The sequence below is a fragment of the Pseudomonas sp. PDNC002 genome (genome assembly GCF_016919445.1).
Classification (GTDB): domain Bacteria; phylum Pseudomonadota; class Gammaproteobacteria; order Pseudomonadales; family Pseudomonadaceae; genus Pseudomonas.
Genome location: NZ_CP070356.1, coordinates 961,492 through 976,518, shown reverse-complemented (window position 1 = coordinate 976,518; position 15,027 = coordinate 961,492). Strand labels below are relative to the sequence as shown.

The 15,027-nt window shown below is 65.6% G+C and carries 14 protein-coding genes; 12 read left to right on the top strand and 2 right to left on the bottom strand.

The features are described 5' to 3' along the window. Positions 1 to 57 precede the first annotated feature (57 nt). The 7 genes from JVX91_RS04540 (at position 58) to JVX91_RS04510 (ending at position 7,894) form a co-directional block, all read left to right on the top strand. The gene (locus JVX91_RS04540; protein WP_015479613.1) at positions 58 to 588 is read left to right on the top strand and encodes a 4-vinyl reductase; all 531 of its coding nucleotides are present in this window, start codon (positions 58 to 60) and stop codon (positions 586 to 588) included. A 94-nt stretch (positions 589 to 682) separates the two neighbouring features. Then, a complete protein-coding gene (dgcA, locus tag JVX91_RS04535) occupies positions 683 to 2,743 on the top strand; it encodes a dimethylglycine demethylation protein DgcA (RefSeq protein WP_205338211.1) in 2,061 nt (686 codons plus the stop codon). 94 nt (positions 2,744 to 2,837) lie between these two features. Beyond that, positions 2,838 to 4,805, top strand: coding sequence for a dimethylglycine demethylation protein DgcB (dgcB, locus tag JVX91_RS04530; protein ID WP_205338210.1), 1,968 nt, complete (start codon positions 2,838 to 2,840; stop codon positions 4,803 to 4,805). A gap of 181 nt (positions 4,806 to 4,986) precedes the next feature. After that, on the top strand, positions 4,987 to 6,219 hold the full coding sequence (locus tag JVX91_RS04525) for an electron transfer flavoprotein subunit alpha/FixB family protein (protein ID WP_205338209.1): 1,233 nt from the start codon (positions 4,987 to 4,989) through the stop codon (positions 6,217 to 6,219). 117 nt (positions 6,220 to 6,336) lie between these two features. Next, complete coding sequence (locus tag JVX91_RS04520; protein ID WP_205338208.1) at positions 6,337 to 7,113, top strand: electron transfer flavoprotein subunit beta; 777 nt, start codon at positions 6,337 to 6,339, stop codon at positions 7,111 to 7,113. A 257-nt stretch (positions 7,114 to 7,370) separates the two neighbouring features. After that, entirely contained in the window at positions 7,371 to 7,601 is a 231-nt protein-coding gene (locus tag JVX91_RS04515; protein ID WP_205338207.1) for a hypothetical protein, read from the top strand. Next, the gene (locus JVX91_RS04510; protein ID WP_054909630.1) at positions 7,598 to 7,894 is read left to right on the top strand and encodes a cell division protein ZapA; all 297 of its coding nucleotides are present in this window, start codon (positions 7,598 to 7,600) and stop codon (positions 7,892 to 7,894) included. The genes JVX91_RS04515 and JVX91_RS04510 overlap by 4 nt, the downstream gene beginning before the upstream one ends. Positions 7,895 to 8,258: 364 nt before the next feature. On the opposite strand, the gene JVX91_RS04505 is transcribed toward JVX91_RS04510, so the two are convergent. Continuing rightward, positions 8,259 to 9,683, bottom strand: coding sequence for an aspartate ammonia-lyase (locus JVX91_RS04505; protein WP_205338206.1), 1,425 nt, complete (start codon positions 9,681 to 9,683; stop codon positions 8,259 to 8,261). A 211-nt stretch (positions 9,684 to 9,894) separates the two neighbouring features. On the opposite strand from JVX91_RS04505, the gene JVX91_RS04500 reads away from it, so the two are divergent. Further along, positions 9,895 to 10,809 (top strand): LysR substrate-binding domain-containing protein, encoded by a 915-nt coding sequence (locus JVX91_RS04500; protein ID WP_205338205.1) that lies wholly within the window; start codon positions 9,895 to 9,897, stop codon positions 10,807 to 10,809. A gap of 137 nt (positions 10,810 to 10,946) precedes the next feature. Here JVX91_RS04500 and adhP read toward each other — a convergent pair whose 3' ends face one another. After that, on the bottom strand, positions 10,947 to 11,981 hold the full coding sequence (adhP, locus tag JVX91_RS04495) for an alcohol dehydrogenase AdhP (protein ID WP_205338204.1): 1,035 nt from the start codon (positions 11,979 to 11,981) through the stop codon (positions 10,947 to 10,949). A gap of 319 nt (positions 11,982 to 12,300) precedes the next feature. Between adhP and purE the strand changes: the two genes are divergently transcribed. The 4 genes from purE to JVX91_RS04475 all read left to right on the top strand — a co-directional run bounded on the left by purE (position 12,301) and on the right by JVX91_RS04475 (position 14,955). Next, on the top strand, positions 12,301 to 12,792 hold the full coding sequence (purE, locus tag JVX91_RS04490; RefSeq protein ID WP_205338203.1) for a 5-(carboxyamino)imidazole ribonucleotide mutase: 492 nt from the start codon (positions 12,301 to 12,303) through the stop codon (positions 12,790 to 12,792). A gap of 8 nt (positions 12,793 to 12,800) precedes the next feature. Then, positions 12,801 to 13,886 (top strand): 5-(carboxyamino)imidazole ribonucleotide synthase, encoded by a 1,086-nt coding sequence (locus JVX91_RS04485; RefSeq protein WP_205338202.1) that lies wholly within the window; start codon positions 12,801 to 12,803, stop codon positions 13,884 to 13,886. Between the two features lie 195 nt (positions 13,887 to 14,081). Continuing rightward, a complete protein-coding gene (locus JVX91_RS04480) occupies positions 14,082 to 14,327 on the top strand; it encodes a GlsB/YeaQ/YmgE family stress response membrane protein (RefSeq protein ID WP_169935442.1) in 246 nt (81 codons plus the stop codon). Positions 14,328 to 14,412: 85 nt separating this feature from the next. Next, complete coding sequence (locus JVX91_RS04475; RefSeq protein ID WP_205338201.1) at positions 14,413 to 14,955, top strand: DUF3299 domain-containing protein; 543 nt, start codon at positions 14,413 to 14,415, stop codon at positions 14,953 to 14,955. Positions 14,956 to 15,027: the final 72 nt, after the last annotated feature.

The window sequence follows — 15,027 nt, the reverse complement described above, 5'->3', positions numbered from 1 at the left end:
CTCACCCCAACCCTCTCCCCAAGGGAGAGGGAGCCAGAAGAATTGGAGCGAAATCCCATGGCCAAACACGCCCCCGAACTGCCCATCGAAGTCGACAGCGAAACCGGCGTCTGGACCACAGACGCCCTGCCGATGCTCTACGTACCGCGGCACTTCTTCGTCAACAACCACATGGGCATCGAGGAAGAGCTGGGCGCCGAGCGCTACGCCGAAATCCTCTACAAGGCCGGCTACAAGTCCGCCTGGCACTGGTGCGAGAAGGAAGCCGAGTGCCACGGCCTGGTCGGCGTGGAAGTCTTCGAGCACTACATGAAGCGTCTGTCCCAGCGTGGTTGGGGCCTGTTCCAGATCGAGCAGATCGACCTCGACAAGGGCACCGCCCAGGTACGCCTGAAGCACTCGGCCTTCGTCTACGTCTACGGCAAGGTCAACCGCAAGGTCGACTACATGTTCACCGGCTGGTTCGCCGGCGCCATGGACCAGATTCTCCAGGCGCGTGGCAGCGATATCCGCACCGTCGCCGAGCAGGTCTACAGCGGCGCCGAGGAAGGTCACGACGACGGCCTGTTCGTCGTCAAACCCCTCTGATCTTTCGCCCCCTGTAGGAGCGAGCTTGCTCGCGAACAAGCAGCCGCAAGGCCGCCAGACAACAAGAAACCTCTGATCCCGTGAGGATGCCGCAATGGCTTTCGAGGCAATGTTCCAGCCGATCCAGATCGGCAAGCTGACCATCCGCAACCGCGTACTCTCCACCGCTCACGCCGAGGTGTATGCCACCGACGGCGGAATGACCACCGAGCGCTACGTGAAGTACTACGAGGAGAAGGCCAAGGGCGGTATCGGCCTGGCCATCTGCGGTGGTTCCTCCGTGGTCGCCATCGACAGCCCGCAGGAATGGTGGAGCTCGGTGAACCTTTCCACCGACCGCATCATCCCGCACTTCCAGAACCTGGCCGACGCCATGCACAAGCATGGGGCCAAGATCATGATCCAGATTACCCACATGGGCCGCCGCTCGCGCTGGGACGGCTTCAACTGGCCGACCCTGATGTCGCCCTCCGGCGTGCGCGAGCCGGTGCACCGCGCCACCTGCAAGACCATCGAGCCGGAAGAGATCTGGCGGGTGATCGGCAACTACGCGCAAGCGGCTCGCCGTGCCAAGGCCGGCGGCCTGGACGGCGTCGAGCTGTCCGCCGTGCACCAGCACATGATCGACCAGTTCTGGAGCCCGCGGGTCAACAAGCGCACCGACGAATGGGGCGGCAGCTTCGAGGGCCGCATGAAATTCGGCCTGGAAGTGCTCAAGGCCGTGCGTGCCGAAGTCGGCGACGATTTCTGCGTCGGCATGCGCATCTGCGGCGACGAGTTCCACCCGGACGGCCTGTCCCACGAGGACATGAAGCAGATCGCCAAGTACTACAGCGACACCGGCATGCTCGACTTCATCGGCGTGGTCGGCTCGGGCTGCGACACCCACAACACCCTGGCCAACGTCATCCCGAACATGACCTTCCCGCCGGAGCCGTTCCTGCACCTGGCGGCCGGGATCAAGGAAGTAGTCAACGTGCCGGTGTTGCACGCGCAGAACATCAAGGACCCGAACCAGGCCACGCGCATCCTCGAAGGTGGTTACGTGGACATGGTCGGCATGACCCGCGCGCACATCGCCGACCCGCACCTGATCGCCAAGATCAAGATGGGCCAGATCGACCAGATCAAGCAGTGCGTCGGCGCCAACTACTGCATCGACCGCCAGTACCAGGGCCTCGACGTGCTGTGCATCCAGAACGCCGCCACGTCCCGTGAGTACATGGGCGTGCCGCACATCATCGAGAAGACCACTGGCGTGAAGCGCAAGGTCGTGGTCGTCGGTGGCGGCCCGGCAGGGATGGAGGCGGCGCGCGTTGCCGCCGAGCGCGGCCACGACGTCACCCTGTTCGAGAAGAAGGACCAGCTCGGCGGACAGATCACCACCGCCTCGAAAGCCCCGCAGCGCGACCAGATCGCCGGCATCACCCGCTGGTACCAGCTGGAGCTGGCGCGGCTGAACGTCGACCTGCGCCTGGGCACCGGCGCGGATGCCGACACCATCCTCGACCTGCGCCCCGACGTGGTGGTGCTGGCCAACGGCGGCCATCCGTTCCTCGAGCAGAACGAACACTGGGGCGCCGCCGACGGGCTGGTGGTCAGCAGCTGGGACGTACTCGACGGCAAGGTCGCGCCGGGCAAGAACGTGCTGGTCTACGACACCATCTGCGAGTTCAGCGGCATGTCGGTGGCGGATTTCCTCGCCGACAAGGGCGCCCAGGTCGAGATCGTCACCGACGACATCAAGCCGGGCGTGGCCATCGGCGGCACCACCTTCCCGACCTACTACCGCAGCATGTACCCGAAGGAAGTGATCATGACCGGCGACCTGATGCTGGAAAAGGTCTACCGCGAGGGCGACAAGCTGGTAGCGGTGCTGGAGAACGAATACACCGGCGTGAAAGAGGAGCGGGTGGTCGACCAGATCGTCGTCGAGAACGGCGTACGCCCGGACGAGAGCCTGTACTACGCGCTCAAGCAGGGCTCGCGCAACAAGGGCCAGATCGACGTCGAGGCGCTGTTCGCGATCAAGCCGCAGCCGTGTCTCAGCGAGCCGGGTGACGGTTACCTGTTGTTCCGCATCGGCGACTGCGTGGCCCAGCGCAACACCCATGCGGCGATCTACGACGCGCTGCGACTGTGCAAGGACTTCTAAGAGCAGCGTCAGGCTGCAGGCGGCAGGCTACAGGTGAGCGCTTTGCCTGGAGCCTGCAGCTTGTAGCCTGTAGCTGCGGCCAAGGTGGTTTTCCATGTTGAGCACACTGCTTCCCATACTCCTTTTCACCGCCCTGGCACTGGCCGCATTCGGTGCCGTGAAGCGCTTCGCGATGTGGCGCCGTGGCCGGCCCGCGCAGGTCGACTGGATCGGCGGCCTGCTGAAGATGCCGCGTCGCTACCTGGTCGACCTGCACCACGTGGTCGAGCGCGACAAGTACATGTCGAAGACCCACGTCGCCACCGCTGGCGGCTTCGTGCTGGCCGCGCTGCTGGCCATCCTCGTGCACGGTTTCGGCCTGCACAGCCGCATTCTTGGCTTCGCCCTGCTGGCGGCCACCGCGCTGATGTTCTGCGGTGCGCTGTTTGTCGCCAAGCGCCGCCTCGACCCGCCGTCGCGCCTGTCGAAAGGCCCGTGGATGCGCCTGCCGAAAAGCCTGCTGATGTTCTCGGCGAGCTTCTTCATTGCCACCCTGCCGGTGGCCGGCATCCTGCCGGAGGGTTTCGGCGGCTGGTTCCTCGCAGCCATCCTCGCCATCGGGGTGGCCTGGGGTGTGTCCGAGCTGTTCTTCGGCATGACCTGGGGCGGCCCGATGAAGCACGCCTTCGCCGGCGCCCTGCACCTGGCCTGGCATCGCCGCGCCGAACGCTTCGGCGGCGGCCGCTCCACCGGGCTGAAGCCGCTGGACCTGCAGGACCCGATGGCGCTGCTGGGCGTCGAGAAACCCACCGATTTCACCTGGAACCAGTTGCTCGGCTTCGACGCCTGCGTGCAGTGCGGCAAGTGCGAAGCCATGTGCCCGGCCTTTGCCGCCGGCCAGCCGCTGAACCCGAAGAAGCTCATCCAGGACATGGTCATCGGCCTTGCTGGTGGCAGCGACGCCAACTTTGCCGGTTCGCCCTATCCCGGTAAACCACTGGGCGAACACAGCGGCGGCCCGCACCAGCCGATCGTCGCGCTGGACGGCAAGGCGCTGGTGGATGCCGAGACGCTCTGGTCCTGCACCACCTGCCGCGCCTGCGTCGAGGAATGCCCGATGATGATCGAGCACGTCGACGCCATCGTCGACATGCGCCGCCACCTCACCTTGGAAAAGGGCGCGACCCCGAACAAGGGCGCCGAGGTGCTGGAAAACCTCATCGCCACCGACAACCCCGGCGGCTTCGCCCCCGGCGGCCGGCTGAACTGGGCGGCCGACCTGAACCTGCCGCTGCTGGCGGACAAGCAGCAGGCCGACGTGCTGTTCTGGGTCGGCGACGGCGCCTTCGATATGCGCAACCAGCGCACTCTGCGTGCCTTCGTGAAGGTCCTCAAGGCCGCCAACGTCGACTTCGCCGTGCTCGGCCTGGAGGAGCGCGACAGCGGCGATGTGGCACGCCGCCTGGGTGACGAAGCCACCTTCCAGACCCTGGCCCAACGCAACATCGCCACCCTGGCCAAGTACCGTTTCAAGCGCATCGTCAGCTGCGACCCGCACAGCTTCCACGTGCTGAAGAACGAGTACGGCGCGCTGGGCGGCAACTACCAGGTGCTGCACCACACGACCTTCATCGATGAACTGGTGCAGAAGGGCGCGCTGAACCTCGGCCAGAGCAAGGCCGGCAGCGTGACCTACCACGACCCGTGCTACCTCGGCCGCTACAACGGCGAGTACGAAGCGCCGCGCGCCGTGCTCAAGGCCATCGGTATCGAGGTCAAGGAAATGGCCCGCTCCGGCTTCCGTTCGCGCTGCTGCGGCGGTGGCGGCGGCGCGCCGATCACCGACATCCCCGGCAAGCAGCGGATTCCCGACATGCGCATGGTCGACATCAAGGAAACCGGCGCCGAGCTGGTGGCCGTGGGCTGCCCGCAATGCACCGCCATGCTCGAAGGCGTGGTCGCGCCACGCCCGGAGATCAAGGACATCGCCGAACTGGTCGCCGAGGTCCTCATCGAGGCCACCGAGGTGCCGGCAAAAAAGCCGTCGCTGGCGCGCCGTGAAGAAGCGGTGGAGGTGCAGTGATGGGGTTCTTCCTACTGCCGCGAACCCCTCACCCCAACCCTGGCTACGCGCCCCGCTCGAAGGGAAAGGGGGCCGGCCGTGCCAACCTGGAAATGCGTATCTCCCTGCTCGCTCGGACGACTCCCTCTCCCTGGGGAGAGGGCCGGGGTGAGGGGACAACCGCCAGCACGGAGACACAATCATGAGCGACATCATCCGCCGCGACCCACGCGCCGAGTGGATCGCCCGCAACCGCCTGCACCCGCTGCATGTGGCCATGCAGTCTTCCCAGGGCGGTGAGAGCCGTTGGATGGGCCCAAGCGGCGTGGTCCGCAAGAACCCTCACGCCGTCGGCTTCATCGGCCCCAACGGGATCAAGCGAATCGACCGCTCCGGCGGCCAGCAGGGCACTGGCGGCAAGCGCAGCAGTGCGCCGGATGTGGTGCAACTGCCGCTGATGCTCATCGAGCAGCCGGCCTTCCTGATTGCCGTGGTGCCGGACATGGTCGGCGGTCGCCTGTCCAGCCACGACCGTGATCTGCTGGGCCTGGCCCGCAAGCTCGCCGGCAGCGACGGTGCGGTGCTGGCCGTGGTGTTCGGCGAGCACAAGGAAACTGCCTTCGACACCGCCGGCGTCGATCGCCTGCTGCAGATCGAGGGCAACGAATACGACGGTTACGCGCCGGAACAACGCGTGCTGGCGCTGCGCTCGGCCAACAGCCAGTTCTCTCCGCGCCATTGGTTGCTGCCCGACAGCCGCACCGGTGGCGGCGAACTGGGCCGCCGTCTCGCCGCCAGCCTGGGCGAGCGCCCGGCCACCCGCGTCTGGCAGGCCGAAGGTGAGCGCTGCATCGGTCGCGCCGGTGCCGGCCAGCAGGACCTGCACCGCGACCTGCCGCGCCTGATTCTGGCCGCTGCCGAGTGCGCCGAGCCGGTCAGCGAAACACGCCATGAATCCCGCGCCGTGGAACTGGAAAGCAACGTCGCACGCAATCTGCCGCGCATCGAGGACCTCGGCCCGGTGGCCGTGGACCCGGCGCAGATTCCCATGGCCGAGGCGGAGTTCATCCTTTCCGGCGGCAATGGCGTCAAGGACTGGGAGCTGTTCCACCGCGCCGCCGTCGCCCTCGGCGCCACCGAAGGCGCGTCCCGCGTGGCGGTCGACGACGGCCACATGCCGCGTGCCCGGCAAGTCGGCGCCACCGGTACCTGGGTGACTGCACGGGTCTATCTCGCCGTCGGTATTTCCGGTGCGATCCAGCACCTGCAGGGCATCGGCTCCTGCGACAAGGTGGTGGCGATCAACATGGACCCGGGCTGCGACATGATCAAACGCGCCGACCTCTCGGTGATCGGTGATTCCGCCGCGATCCTCAAGGCGCTGATCGAACTGGCCGAAGCCCATCGCAATGGAGCGGCGCGCGATGCGGCGTGAAATGAGTTCCCCGGTAGGGCGCATAAAGCCGAAGGCTTTATCCGCCGCCAATGCATTATCGGCGGATAACGCTGCGCGTTATTCGCCCTACGCCAGCTTGAAAGCCCGAGGTGGCTTATGAACGACCTGAACATCATCGCCCTGGTCTCCATCGGCGCCCATCCCGCCTCCGGCCGCGCACGTCGCGCCGACCAGGATGCCCGTGCGGTGGAACTGGGCATGAACCTCGCCGGTAAGCGCCTGCGCGTCGTGCATGCCGGCGAAGCCGGGGAAGAGGCGCTGCGCGGTTACCTCGGCATGGGCCTGGATGAACTGGCCGTGCTCGAACAGCCTGCCGGTGCCGACGCACTTCCAGCATTGGCCGCCTACCTGGGCGACAGCGAGGCGCAACTGGTACTCACCGGCACCCAGGCGGAAACCGGCGAAGGCTCGGGCATGCTGCCCTTCCTGCTGGCCGAGCGTCTTGGCTGGCCGCTGGTGGTCGGGCTGGCGGAAGTTGAGAAGGTCGAAGGCGGCAGTGCCCAGGTGCTGCAGGCACTGCCCCGTGGGCAGCGCCGCAGATTGAAGGTTCGATTGCCCTTCGTTGCCAGCGTCGACAACGCCGCGCCGGTTGCTCGCCAGAGTGCTTTCGGTCCGGCCCGCCGGGGCTATCTGGAGGCTCACGAAGTCGAGGTGGTGGAAGACCCCCTGCTCGCCGACGGCAACCTGCAACCCGCGCGCCCGCGCCCCAAGCGATTGAAGGTGATCAAGGCCAAGACCGGCGCCGAGCGTATGAAGGCCGCCACCGCCAAGGCTTCCGGTGGCACCGGGCAGGTGCTCAAGGACGTCACGCCCGAAGCGGGTGCCGAGGCGATCTTCAAGTTGCTGCGCGAGGAAGGCGTGATTCGCATCTGATGATGGAGTCGTCGGATGGCGATCGCGGACAAGGTCCGCTCCTACAGCTACTTCATCTGCGTAGGAGCGGACCTTGTCCGCGATTGGCGGGTCCAAATTCAGTTGGCGGCAGGAAATCACTGAATTAACACGAGAATTATCTTGTAAGCCATTGAATTGACAGCATACGGCTTGTCAGAAGAACCGCGTTTTCGCTGGCCCCGCCGCGCCCCTTTCTTTATCCTCCGCACCCTTTGAAAGGCTTTGCGGAGGCTCCCATGCTCGATTCCACCCTCGAACAACTTGAACAGTTGGTCGCCGAACTGCTGCAACAGAACGATGTGCTCGTTCAGGACAACGCCGCGGTGCGTGAAGAGCTGCTCAAGGCCCGTGAGGAAAACGACACGCTGCAACTGTCGCTCATGGAGCAGGAAGAGAAGCACAACGCCACCGCGACTCGCCTGCAGGCGCTGATCCGCCGCGTCAGCGACAGCCGCGCCAGCGCATGAGTGGCGACGGCGTCCGCGTCCTGCGCATTCTCGGGCGCGAGTACAGCGTCCGGGCGCCGGCTGGTGAAGAGCGCCGGCTGCAGGACGCGGCCGCGCTGTTGCAGGCGGAGATCACCGCCAGCAAGAAGAAATTCCCCTACGTCACCAGCAATGAGCTGATGGTGCTCTCCGCGCTCAACCTCTGCGCCCGCCAGCTCGGCGCGTCGGATACCGAGTGCGACGAGGCGGACGCCGTAGAGCGTATCGCCGCCCTCAACCGCCGGATTCTCGATCACCTGCAACGGCAGGATTGATCCTCCGCACCACTCTGCTTTTTGTAGGAGCGCGGGGATGTGCCTGTTCAGCTCTCGTAGGAGCGGATCTTATCCGCGAAAACGCATGGCACCGAGGCAAGGCGGGAAACCGCGGGCATGACCCGCTCCTGCAGCCTTCCCAATCCCGAATCACAGGCAAAAAAAAAGGGACACCGGGTAAGTGGTGCCCCTTCGAATGGAGAGTGGGCCAAGAGGCCCCTCAACCGGTGAGACGTGGCGCTTCGAGCAAGCCCGCGGCGCCGGGTATAAAAGAAGGGACTGGGGGTAACCAATCCCTGAAAGGTGAGGGAGGAATACTCCCCCTCAACCGGTGAGACGTGCCCGGCTCGCGCCGGGCGGATGATCAGGCGCGCAGCGGAATCAGGCGCGGGGCGATCATGTTTTCCGGCAGCAGGATGTCGGCCAGGGTGGCTTCGTCCAGCAGCTTCTCCTCGCGAACCAGTTCCAGTACGCCACGGCCGGTTTCCAGCGCGATCTTGGCGATGCGGGTGGAGTTCTCGTAGCCGATGTACGGGTTCAGCGCGGTGACCAGGCCGATGCTGTGCTCCACCAACTGGTGGCAGCGCTCGACGTTGGCGGTGATGCCGGTGATGCAATGCTCGCGCAGCATGTCCATGGCGCGCTGGAGCAGGCGGATCGAGTCGAAGATCTTGTAGGCGATCAGCGGCTCCATCACGTTCAGCTGCAGCTGGCCGCCTTCGGCCGCGATGGTCAGCGCCAGGTCGTTGCCCATGATTTCGAAGGCGCACATGTTCACGGCCTCCGGGATCACCGGGTTGACCTTGCCCGGCATGATCGAGCTGCCCGGCTGGCGCGGCGGCAGGTTGATCTCGTTGATGCCGGTACGCGGACCGCTGGACAGCAGGCGCAGGTCGTTGCAGATCTTCGACAGCTTGACCGCGGTGCGCTTGAGCATGCCGGAGAACAGCACGAAGGCGCCCATGTCGGAGGTGGCTTCGATCAGGTCGGCGGCCGGGACGACCGGGTGGCCGCTGATTTCGGCCAGGCGCTCGACGGCCAGTTTCTGGTAGCCGGGGTCGGCGTTGATGCCGGTGCCGATCGCGGTGCCGCCGAGGTTCACTTCGGTCAGCAGTTCCGGCGCCAGGCGACGCAGGCGGTCGAGGTCTTCGCCCAGGGTGGTGGCGAAGGCATGGAATTCCTGGCCGAGGGTCATCGGTACCGCGTCCTGCAGCTGGGTACGACCCATCTTCAGTACGCCGGCGAACTCGACGCCCTTGGCGGCGAAGGCCTGGATCAGGCTGTCGAGGCTGGCCAGCAGGGTGTCGTGGCCGAGCAGCAGGCCCAGGCGGATGGCGGTCGGGTACGCGTCGTTGGTCGACTGCGCCATGTTCACGTCGTTGTTCGGGTGCAGGTACTTGTACTCACCCTTGGTGTGGCCCATGGCTTCGAGCGCGATGTTCGCGATGACTTCGTTCGCGTTCATGTTGGTCGAGGTGCCAGCGCCACCCTGGATCATGTCCACCACGAACTGGTCGTGGAAGTCGCCACGGATCAGGCGGGCACAGGCCTCGCTGATGGCAGCGTGTTTCTCGTTCGACAGGTGGCCAAGCTGGTGGTTGGCATCGGCTGCCGCCTGTTTGACCATCGCCAGGCCGACGACCAGCTTCGGGTAGTGCGACAGCGGCACGCCCGAGAGGCGGAAGTTGTTCACAGCGCGCAGGGTCTGGATGCCGAAGTAGGCGTCAGAAGGTACTTCGAGGGTGCCGAGGAGGTCTTTCTCTATGCGGAACGATGCAACAGGGGACATGACGGGGATTGTCTCAGGGAAACACGGCCAGTGCCGCGATGCCCGGTAGACTAGGGTTTTCGCCTTTCGTCGGCCAATGCTGTTAAAGGCTGCCTCATGCACGAACGGCATAATGTACCCTGTGACGAATTGATGACGGCGAGCGTGTGACTGTGCTACGCGCGCCCGGCTCCTGACCAATCGATCAGCGCGTGAACGCGTTGGAGTTGACGTGAACCTCGAGACCAAATGGCTGGAAGACTTCAGCACCCTGGCCACCACCCGTAGTTTTTCCCAGGCCGCTGAAAAGCGCTTCGTCACCCAGCCGGCCTTCAGCCGGCGCATCCGCAGCCTGGAGGATGCCCTCGGCCTGATCCTGGTGAACCGCCAGCGCACGCCCATCGAACTGACCGAGGCCGGACAGCTGTTCCTGGTCACCGCCCGCGCGGTGGTCGAGCAACTCGGCCAAGTGGTGCGCCACCTGCATCACCTGGAAGGCGGGCAGGGCGAGGTGCTGCAGTTCGCCGCCGCGCACTCGCTGGCGCTGGGCTTCTTCCCTCCGTGGATTGCCCGACTGCGTTCGGAAGGGCTGAACATTGCCAGCCGCCTGGTGGCCACCAACGTCGGCGAAGCGGTGCATCTGCTGCGCGAAGGCGGTTGCGACCTGATGATGGCCTTCTATGACCCGGATGCGGCGCTGCAGATGGACCCGGAAGTCTTCCCCTCGCTGCACCTGGGGCGCACCGAAATGCTGCCGGTGTGTGCGGTGAACTCCGCCGGTGTGCCGCTCTACGATCTCGACAGTGGGCAGAGCGTGCCGCTGCTGGCCTACAGCGCCGGCGCTTTCCTCGGTCGCGGGGTCAACCTGCTGCTGCGCCAGCGCAACCTGCGTTACACCACCGTCTATGAGACGGCCATGGCCGACAGCCTTAAAAGCATGGCGCTACAAGGCATGGGCGTGGCCTGGGTGCCGCGCCTGAGCATGGAGTCGGAGCTGGCGCGCGGCGAGCTGGCGCTGTGCGGTGGCCCGCACTGGATCGTGCCGCAGGAAATCCGCCTGTACCGCTGCGCCCTGGTGCGCAAGGCGCAGATCCGCTTGCTGTGGCGCAAGCTCGAAGGCGGCCTGGGGCTGGACGAGACGCCCTGAGTCGATCACCGGCCGCCTGCTTTGTGTAGGCGGGCGGTACCTGGGTGATACCCAGGCGGCTGTGCTGTGATCGATGTCTATTGCGTTGCGAACGCACCCAAGGCGCGGGACGGAAATCCATCCCGCGCAAAGGCTCCTTACATCTCGACCACGATCCGCCCTTCGATCTGCCCGGCGCGCATGCGGTCGAGGATGGCGTTGATGTCATCCAGCTTGCCGGCGGCGACGGTGGCCTTCACCAGGCCTTCGCCGGCGAAGTCCAGCGCTTCCTGCAGGTCCGCGCGGGTGCCGACGATGGAACCGGTGATGTGCAGGCCCTTGAGCACCACGTCGAAGATCGGCGTGGGGAAGTCGCCCGGCGGCAGGCCGACCAGCGACACGGTGCCGCCCCGGCGGGCCATGCCGATGCCCTGGCCGAAGGCGCTGTTGGACACGGCGGTGACGACCACACCATGGGCGCCGCCGATATCGCGCTGCACCACTTCCACCGGGTCCTCTTTCTTCGCATTGATGGTCAGGCTGGCGCCGAGCTTGCGGGCCAGCTCCAGCTTGGCGTCATCCACGTCCACAGCGACGACGTGCAGGCCCATAGCCTTGGCGTACTGCACGGCGACGTGGCCCAGGCCGCCGATGCCGGAAATGGCCACCCACTGGCCGGGGCGCGCTTCGGTTTCCTTGAGCGCCTTGTAGACGGTGACGCCCGCGCAGAGGATCGGCGCGATTTCGGTGAAGCCAACATTCTTGGGCAGGATGCCGACGTAGTTCGGGTCGGCCAGCACGTATTCGGCGTAGCCGCCATTCACCGAGTAGCCGGTATTCTGCTGGCTCTCGCAGAGGGTTTCCCAGCCGGTCAGGCAGTGCTCGCAGCAGCCGCAGGCGGTATACAGCCAGGGCACGCCGACGCGGTCGCCTTCCTTCACGCGGGTGACACCGGTGCCGACGGCAGCGACGAATCCGACGCCTTCATGGCCGGGAATGAACGGCAGGCTCGGCTTCACCGGCCAGTCGCCTTCGGCAGCGTGCAGGTCGGTGTGGCAGACGCCGGAGGCCTCGATCTTCACCAGTATCTGCCCGGGGCCGGGCAGCGGGACTTTGACTTCCTCGATCCGCAGCGGCTCGCCAAAGGCGTGGACGACGGCGGCTTTCATGGTCGTGGGCAGGGTCGTGGACATTGCGCTCGCTCCTTGAAGGGTGAGGTGCCTGCCCCGTCCGGGGCAGGAACGTGTCAGAAGAGTCTGAGCCCATGAGCCTAGGCCATCTTGAGCTGTGGCAAGCTTTTCCGAAGTCATTGCAGGGTGATTCAATCGGGTAATGACGAAATCGGGACCAACGGTCACGCACAGTGCACTCCGCTGCGCCCTTTGCGGTATACTGCGCCGCCTTCAAGCCGGCACTGCCCGCCGGTTTGGCCACGTACAAGCCACGCCCTCACGGAGTCGTGGCTTGTTGGTTTCTGACGCGCCCAAGAGCGCACTTGAGAGAGGCACGACGATGAGCGCACTGGTTGGCGTGATCATGGGTTCCAAATCCGACTGGAGCACCCTGAGCCACACCGCAGACATGCTGGACAAGCTCGGCATTCCGTATGAAGTGAAGGTGGTTTCCGCCCACCGTACTCCGGACCTGCTGTTCCAGTACGCCGAAGAAGCCGATGGCCGCGGCATCGAAGTGATCATCGCCGGCGCCGGCGGTGCCGCCCACCTGCCGGGCATGTGCGCCGCCAAGACCCACCTGCCGGTCCTCGGCGTGCCGGTACAGTCCTCCATGCTCTCGGGCGTCGATTCGCTGCTGTCCATCGTGCAGATGCCCGCGGGCGTCCCGGTCGCCACCCTGGCCATCGGCAAGGCCGGCGCGACCAACGCCGCACTGCTGTCCGCCAGCATCCTGGGCGCCAAGTATCCTCAATACCATGAGGCGCTGAAGCAGTTCCGCGCCACCCAGACCGAGTCGGTGCTGGACAATCCCGATCCGCGCGAGGCCTGAGCAGAACCATGAAGATCGGTGTCATCGGTGGCGGCCAGCTGGGCCGCATGCTGTCCCTGGCGGGCACTCCGCTGGGCATGAACTTCGCCTTCCTCGACCCGGCGCCGGACGCTTGCGCACAAGCCCTGGGCGAACACATCCGCGCTGACTACAGCGACCAGGACCACCTGCGCCAACTGGCCGATCAGGTCGACCTGGTGACCTTCGAGTTCGAGAGCGTGCCGGCCGAGACCGTGGCCTTCCTATCGCAGTTCGTGCCGGTCTACCCGAACGCCGAGTCGCTACGCATCGCCCGCGACCGCTGGTTCGAGAAGTCCATGTTCAAGGACCTGGGCATACCCACCCCGGCCTTCGCCGACGTGCAATCCCAGGCCGACCTCGACGCCGCGGTGGCCAGCATCGGCCTGCCGGCGGTGATGAAGACCCGCACCCTGGGCTACGACGGCAAGGGCCAGAAGGTCCTGCGCAAGGCCGAGGACGTCACTGGCGCCTTCGCCGAACTGGGTAGCGTGCCCTGCATTCTCGAAGGCTTCGTGCCCTTCACCGGTGAAGTGTCGCTGGTGGCGGTGCGTGCTCGCGATGGCGAAACCCGCTTCTACCCGCTGGTGCACAACACCCACGAGAACGGCATCCTGCGCCTGTCCGTGGCGAGCACCGAGCACCCGCTGCAGAAGCTCGCCGAAGACTACGTCGGCCGCGTGCTCGACAAGCTGGCCTATGTCGGCGTGATGGCTTTCGAGTTCTTCGAGGTCGACGGCGGCCTGAAGGCCAACGAGATCGCCCCGCGCGTGCACAACTCCGGCCACTGGACCATCGAAGGGTCCGAGTGCAGCCAGTTCGAGAACCACGTGCGCGCCATCGCCGGCCTGCCGCTGGGCTCGACGGCGAAAGTGGGCGAGAGCGCCATGCTCAACTTCATCGGCGAAGTTCCGCCGGTGGCTGACGTGCTGAACATCGCCGACTGCCACCTGCACCACTACGGCAAGGCCTTCAAGGCCGGGCGCAAGGTTGGCCACGCTACCCTGCGCAGCGACGACCTGCCGACCCTGAAGGCGCGTATCGCCGAGGTCGAGGCGCTGATCGCCAAGGGCTGACCGCCACGCCGTTCCGAAGAAGCCGCGTCAATCACTGACGCGGCTTTTTTCATGCCCGCTGCGCGCAATGCTGTAAGGCTCGCGAAACACGGGCGGTCGCTCTGGATCGCGGCGGAACACGGAACGCTGGCGTTTCCTACACTGTCCCATGACAGGCGCGTACCCACCGCGCTCAACCCACAAGGAGGGACTGTCATGGGATTAATCGGAACCATCGTCATCGGCCTGATCGTCGGACTCATCGCGCGCTTCCTGAAGCCCGGCGATGACAGCATGGGCTGGATCATGACCATCCTGATCGGCATCGGCGGCTCGCTGTTGGCCACCTACGGCGGCCAGGCGCTGGGCATCTATTCGGCCGGCCAGGCGGCGGGCTTCATCGGCGCAGTGATCGGCGCCATCGTCCTGCTGGTCATTTACGGCCTGATCAAGAAGAATTGACGGTGATTTCCGGCCCTCTCCCGCTAGGGGGGAGGGTGCTGGAAGAACATCCCGCCTGTGCCCGACCGGGCCATTCGAGTCCACGATGCGCCGACCATTGCTCGCCTGCTGTCTGATAGTGCTGACTTCCCTGGCATCCGCCGCCGAACTTCCCGAAACCGACTGGCTGTCCCTGATGCCACCCAGCGACCGCAAGGCGCTGGAAAACATGCCGGAAATCACCCACAACGGCCCCGAGGCCAACGGCACCTTTACCAACAAGGGCGGCCTGAAACAGACCGAAAAGAAGCTGCCGCAGGTGATGTATTCCACCAAAACAGTGGCTGCACTCAACGGCAAGGCGCTGCGCCTGGGCGGTTACCCTGTGCCGCTGGAGAACGATGCCAAGGGCCGCGTCACCGAATTCTTCCTGGTGCCCTATCCGGGCGCCTGCATCCACGTACCGCCACCGCCGCCGAATCAGATCGTGCTGGTGCGCTACCCCAAGGGCATCCAGATCGACGATATCTACAACCCGATCTGGGTCAGCGGCACGCTGAAGGTGGAGAGGGTCAGCAATGACCTGGCCGATGCGGCCTACGCCATTGACGACGCCAAGGTGCGGCCGGTGGTGGAGAGCGATCTGTAACCGCTTCCGGCCTTCTTCCTGAGGTCAGTACCTGTGCGTTCCCCTCACCCCAACCCTCTCCCAGGGGAGAGG

What these genes read in the sequence shown, in the direction of transcription:
- dgcB (WP_205338210.1), top strand. Translation starts at nt 2,838, where the DNA reads ATGTTGAGCACACTGCTTCCCATACTCCTTTTCACCGCCCTGGCACTG.
- JVX91_RS04485 (WP_205338202.1), top strand. Translation starts at nt 12,801, where the DNA reads ATGAAGATCGGTGTCATCGGTGGCGGCCAGCTGGGCCGCATGCTGTCC.
- JVX91_RS04510 (WP_054909630.1), top strand. Translation starts at nt 7,598, where the DNA reads ATGAGTGGCGACGGCGTCCGCGTCCTGCGCATTCTCGGGCGCGAGTAC.
- purE (WP_205338203.1), top strand. Translation starts at nt 12,301, where the DNA reads ATGAGCGCACTGGTTGGCGTGATCATGGGTTCCAAATCCGACTGGAGC.
- JVX91_RS04540 (WP_015479613.1), top strand. Translation starts at nt 58, where the DNA reads ATGGCCAAACACGCCCCCGAACTGCCCATCGAAGTCGACAGCGAAACC.
- JVX91_RS04475 (WP_205338201.1), top strand. Translation starts at nt 14,413, where the DNA reads ATGCGCCGACCATTGCTCGCCTGCTGTCTGATAGTGCTGACTTCCCTG.
- adhP (WP_205338204.1), bottom strand. Translation starts at nt 11,981, where the DNA reads ATGTCCACGACCCTGCCCACGACCATGAAAGCCGCCGTCGTCCACGCC.
- dgcA (WP_205338211.1), top strand. Translation starts at nt 683, where the DNA reads ATGGCTTTCGAGGCAATGTTCCAGCCGATCCAGATCGGCAAGCTGACC.
- JVX91_RS04505 (WP_205338206.1), bottom strand. Translation starts at nt 9,683, where the DNA reads ATGTCCCCTGTTGCATCGTTCCGCATAGAGAAAGACCTCCTCGGCACC.
- JVX91_RS04520 (WP_205338208.1), top strand. Translation starts at nt 6,337, where the DNA reads ATGAACGACCTGAACATCATCGCCCTGGTCTCCATCGGCGCCCATCCC.
- JVX91_RS04515 (WP_205338207.1), top strand. Translation starts at nt 7,371, where the DNA reads ATGCTCGATTCCACCCTCGAACAACTTGAACAGTTGGTCGCCGAACTG.
- JVX91_RS04525 (WP_205338209.1), top strand. Translation starts at nt 4,987, where the DNA reads ATGAGCGACATCATCCGCCGCGACCCACGCGCCGAGTGGATCGCCCGC.
- JVX91_RS04480 (WP_169935442.1), top strand. Translation starts at nt 14,082, where the DNA reads ATGGGATTAATCGGAACCATCGTCATCGGCCTGATCGTCGGACTCATC.